General features: G+C 65.0%; 3 protein-coding genes. All 3 read right to left on the reverse strand.

The genetic code is table 11. The features are described from left to right. Nucleotides 1-30: 30 nt before the first annotated feature. The 3 genes from HY019_RS04090 to HY019_RS04100 are packed head-to-tail and all read right to left on the reverse strand — an operon-like array spanning nucleotide 31 to nucleotide 4,382. On the reverse strand, nucleotides 31-2,754 hold the full coding sequence (locus tag HY019_RS04090; RefSeq protein ID WP_290688554.1) for a response regulator: 2,724 nt from the start codon (nucleotides 2,752-2,754) through the stop codon (nucleotides 31-33). A gap of 13 nt (nucleotides 2,755-2,767) precedes the next feature. Further along, a complete protein-coding gene (locus tag HY019_RS04095; RefSeq protein WP_290688556.1) occupies nucleotides 2,768-3,529 on the reverse strand; it encodes a transporter substrate-binding domain-containing protein in 762 nt (253 codons plus the stop codon). 1 nt (nucleotide 3,530) lies between these two features. Then, nucleotides 3,531-4,382: a methylated-DNA--[protein]-cysteine S-methyltransferase gene (locus tag HY019_RS04100; RefSeq protein WP_290688558.1), complete on the reverse strand. Its 852-nt coding sequence runs from the start codon at nucleotides 4,380-4,382 to the stop codon at nucleotides 3,531-3,533. Nucleotides 4,383-4,665: the final 283 nt, after the last annotated feature.

The raw sequence follows: 4,665 nt of genomic DNA on the forward strand, positions 1-4,665 counted from the left end.
GACCTGAGCAACCTTAGAGGCCTGGCAGCATCAGGCTGCGACCAAGGTGTCGATGCCAGCGAGCACCTGGTTGATCTCGCGCGACAACTCACCCAGCCCGCGCTCGATGACCTCGCGTGAGGCATGCGCCTGCAAGTCCGCCCTCAATTGCTGACAGGCCTGCGACACACCCAGGGCGCCCAGGGTGGCGGCCACGCTGTGCATGGTGTGCAGCATGCGTTCAACCGTGCCCTGGTCACCACGCTCGTAAGCCAGGCGCCAGTCACGAATGAAGTCCCGCTCGCGCTGCGCAAACATCCGCAGCATGCGCATGTACAGCGCGTCGTTGTTGAGCGTGCGTGCACGGCCCAGTGCCATGTCCAGGCCAGGCAGGCTCATCATGTCCTGCGCCACCGTGTCCTCGGGCACCCCGGCCTTGTCCGTGCCCCGCGCACCGGCCCATCGGCTCAACGCCCGGTACAGGTCCTCCACATCAATGGGCTTGGCCACATGGTCGTTCATGCCGGCCGCCAGGGCCTTCTCGCGGTCGCCCAGCATGGCATTGGCCGTCATCGCGATCACGGGCAACTCGCGCCAGGCGGGGTTCTCGCGGATGCGCCGGGTGGCGGTGTAGCCGTCCATGCCGGGCATCTGGCAGTCCATCAGCACCATGTCGAAGCTTTGCTCGCCCAGCATCTGCAGCGCACTGTGCCCATCCTTGGCCACGGCCACCGTGATGCCCACGCGCTGCAGCAACTCGACGGCCAGTTCCTGGTTGATCTCATTGTCTTCGGCCAGCAGCACACGCACACCGGACAGGCGTGCCCGGTGATCCGGCAAGGCCAGCTTGACCTCGCGTGTCACGGTCATCACCTTGTCTGCCGTGGGCAGCAAGGCACGCTGGCAGGCGTCGTACAGCGACGAAGGCGTCACCGGCTTGGTCAGCACCGCCTGCACCTGCACCTGCTCCTGGCGCATGCGCCGCAACACCTCGTCGCGGCTGAAGGCCGTCACCATCAACACCTGGGGCCTGTCGTGCCCTGCCAGCGCCAGGCGGCGTGCGCAGCTCACACCGTCCAGCCCGGGCATCTTCCAGTCCAGCAAGACAAGCTGGAAGGGGCGGCCGGCATCACGCGCGTCGTTGACCATGCGCAGGGCCTGCTCGCCATCATGGGCCTCGTCCACCTGAAAGCCCATGCGCGCGGCCATGTTGACCAGCACCTGCCGCGCCGCGGCGTTGTCGTCCACCACCAGCAGCCGGCCGCCTGTCGGGAAGGGCAAGGCGGCGGGGTGTGGCGCGGTCGACGCGGCGGCCATGTCCAGGCGCAGATTGAAGTAGAAGGTGCTGCCCTTGCCTTCGTGGCTGTCCACCTCGATGCTGGAGCCCATCATGCGCACCAGGCGCTGGCTGATGGCCAGGCCCAGGCCCGTGCCACCAAAGCGCCGCGCGGTGGACATCTCCGCCTGCGTGAACGGTGTAAACAGGCGTGCCTGCTGGGCCTCGCTCATGCCCACACCGGTGTCCTTGACCCAAAAGCGCAAGAGCACGGAGGTGGCACCGCGCTCGACCTCGTCCACCCCCACGATGACCTCGCCGTGGCCCGTGAACTTCACCGCGTTGGAGGCCAGGTTCACCAGCACCTGGTGCAGGCGCAAGGGGTCGCCCATCAGCCGGTCGGGTACGTCGGGCGACTGCACGATCAGCAACTCCAGGTCTTTCTCTTCTGCCTTCAGGCCGATGAGGTCAGCCAGGCCGCCCAGCAGCTCGTTGAGGCTGAACTCGACCGATTCGATGTCCAGCTTGCCCGCCTCGATCTTGGAGAAATCCAGGATGTCATTGATGATGCCTAGCAGCAGCTTGGCCGAGGTGTGCACCTTCTGCACGTAGTTGCTCTGCCTGTCGTTGAGCCCGCTTTGCAGGGCCAGCTCGGACATGCCGATGATGGCGTTCATGGGGGTGCGGATCTCGTGGCTCATGTTGGCCAGGAACTCGCTCTTGGCCTCGTTGGCCAGCACGGCCGCTTCTTTCTCGATGGTGAGCTGCTGGCTGCGCGATTCGACCTCATGCCGCTTGCCGATCTCGTTCATCAGGGACAGGCGCATGCCGTTGATGGACTCGACCAGCGCATCGATTTCGTCATGGCGGTGCGAATGACGCTGCAAGAGCATCAAGGGGGTGTCGAGGTTGTCGATGGACAGGCGCGAGGAGAACGTGGCGATCTGCGTGAGGTGCCGCGTGATCAGCAGGCGCATGCCCATGATGAGGGCGAAGGCAAGGATGGTCGTGCGCACAACCTCGGCCACCACGATGGTGACGGCCGTCTCCTTCAGGCGCGCATACAGCCCCTCCAGCGACACCTCCACCCGCAACTGACCAATGGGCTGGTGCTGCTCGGGGTGCAAGGGGTCGGTATAGAGCAGCGCGTAGGTATGGCTGAGCGTGGGGGCACCGAAACGCACGGCCTCGGACCGTGCCTGTGCACGCCCCATGGGCTTGACCTGAAAGGGCAGATCCCCCGTCACGCCTGCATAGGTGATATCGGGCAGCTGGGCAATGCCTTCGAGCTGCTTCTCGATCAAGGGCTGATCGAGCAGCCAGACATTGGCCGTGAGCGCCGGCACATGGCTGTACTCGATCATGCGCAGGTTGTCCTGCACCGATCGCAAGCCGGCGCGGTAGCCGCCATAGATCTGGTAAGCCGCCGCCAGCAAGGCAATGACCAAGCTGATCATCAGAACCAGTACGGTCATGCGGCGCGTGATGGAAGAGGTCATCCAGCCGGGCTCCTCAAGGCTGCAGTTCCTGTTTGAATGCCTGCATCATCCGGTCGTATTCACCGTTGGCCTTGATGGCCTGCAAGCCCTTCTCGAGCACCTCGGACATGCGCTTGCCATCCGGGTGGGCACGCGAAAAGCTCACCCAGAAGCTGTCCAGCCGGATAGCGCCCACGCGTTTGATCTGCCCCTTCAAGGCAGGCTCATACTTGATGCGGTAGTAACCCGGCATGGTGTTGAGCAGGATGTAGTTCACGCGCCTGGCCACCAGCATCTTGACCAGATTGCCGTCCGATGCTGCACTGAGCTTGACGATCCGCGGGTTCTGCATGAACTCGGTCGGGTAGGTGTAGCCGATGGTCACCCCGACGGTCTGGCCCTCCAGGTCCTTTTGCGTCAACTCTCTGGCAGGCGCATCGGCACGCCCAAAGATGCCCAGCTCCTCCCGGAACAAGGGGGTGGGGTGCCAGTAGAACAAGTCCTTGTTGGCCTCGGTGCGGGTGGTGTCAAAACAGCCCACCACCGTGCCCTTCTCGGCATAGTGCAGGCAGCGCGAAAACGGCACGACCTGGAACTGCACCTCGACATCCTGGGTCTTGAACGCGGCCTTGACCAGGGCTGGCGCCAGCCCCTCGGGGCCAGAGCGGTCTGCGCGCATCGAGGAATAAGGCGCCCAATCGTCTTCGGCGGCCACGGTGACGACCTCGGTCGCCATCGCGCTTGTCCACAGCCCTGCCCCTACAGCCAGCACCGACCATGTTGTCCGAATACCCATCTCAGGCCTCCTGATCGGCCACTTTAGCGCTTTCCTCCTCTTCACGACACAACAAGATACGTTTTCGCTCGACACCCCAGCGGTAACCCGACAGGCCACCGTCATGGCGCACCACACGGTGACAGGGAATGGCCACGGCCAGCGGGTTGGCGGCACAGGCACCGGCCACCGCCCGCACCGCGCCGGGCGAGCCGATGCGCTGGGCCAACTCGGTGTAGCTGACGGTCTGGCCGGCCGGTATGCCCCGCAGGGCCTGCCACACCCTTTGCTGGAAGGCGGTGCCCTGGATGTCCAGCGGCAGCGCCAGCCCCACCCTGGGGGATTCGATCAGGCCCACCACCTGGGCAACCCATTGCTCGAACGCGCCATCGGCACCGATCAGCCGCGCGGTCTTGAAACGGTCCTGCAGATCCCGCACCAGCGCATCCGGGTCGTCGCCTAGCAGGATGGCGCACACGCCCCGCGCGCTGGCCGCCACCAGCACGGCCCCCAGTGAGCACTGCCCCACGGCAAAGCGGATCTCGCTTTGCGCGCCGCCGGCCTTGAATTCTGTGGGCGTCATGCCCAGCACCGCCGTGGACTCTTCATAAAAGCGCCCGCTGGACGAGTAGCCTGCGTCGTACATGGCCTGAGTCACGGGCACCCCACCGGCCAGTTGCTCGCGCACGCGGCGGGCGCGCTGCGCGGCGGCATAGGCCCTGGGTGTGAGGCCGGTGTGGGCCTTGAACAGCCGCAGCAAGCGGCTCGCACTGACGCCGGCCAGCTTGGCCAGATCGTCCAGGCGCGGCGAGGCCTCGGCCCGCTCGATGTGCCGGCACAGCGCCACCACCATGTCTGTATCAATGTCCCGCATGGCCGTCATGAAGTGTTGTCCATGGCGCCACTTTAGCCACATGCCACAGGCCCGGCACTCCGTTTTCTGCACAGGTCACGGCGGCCTGGCAGCCCTGTCCGGCCACGGCTGTCGCAACACCACCCCTCAGTCACGCGTTAATCGACACCCATCATGACAAACCCTCTGAAAAGATGACATGTGTGTTTGTCAACATTGCAGTATTGCGCTCAAACAGGCCTCTCCCATACCCACTGAGGTACTTGAGCGGGCCGCGCTGGGTGCGTCACCGCTTGACATCTCT

The organism is Aquabacterium sp. (assembly GCF_016195855.1).
In the GTDB taxonomy this organism is placed as follows: domain Bacteria; phylum Pseudomonadota; class Gammaproteobacteria; order Burkholderiales; family Burkholderiaceae_C; genus Aquabacterium.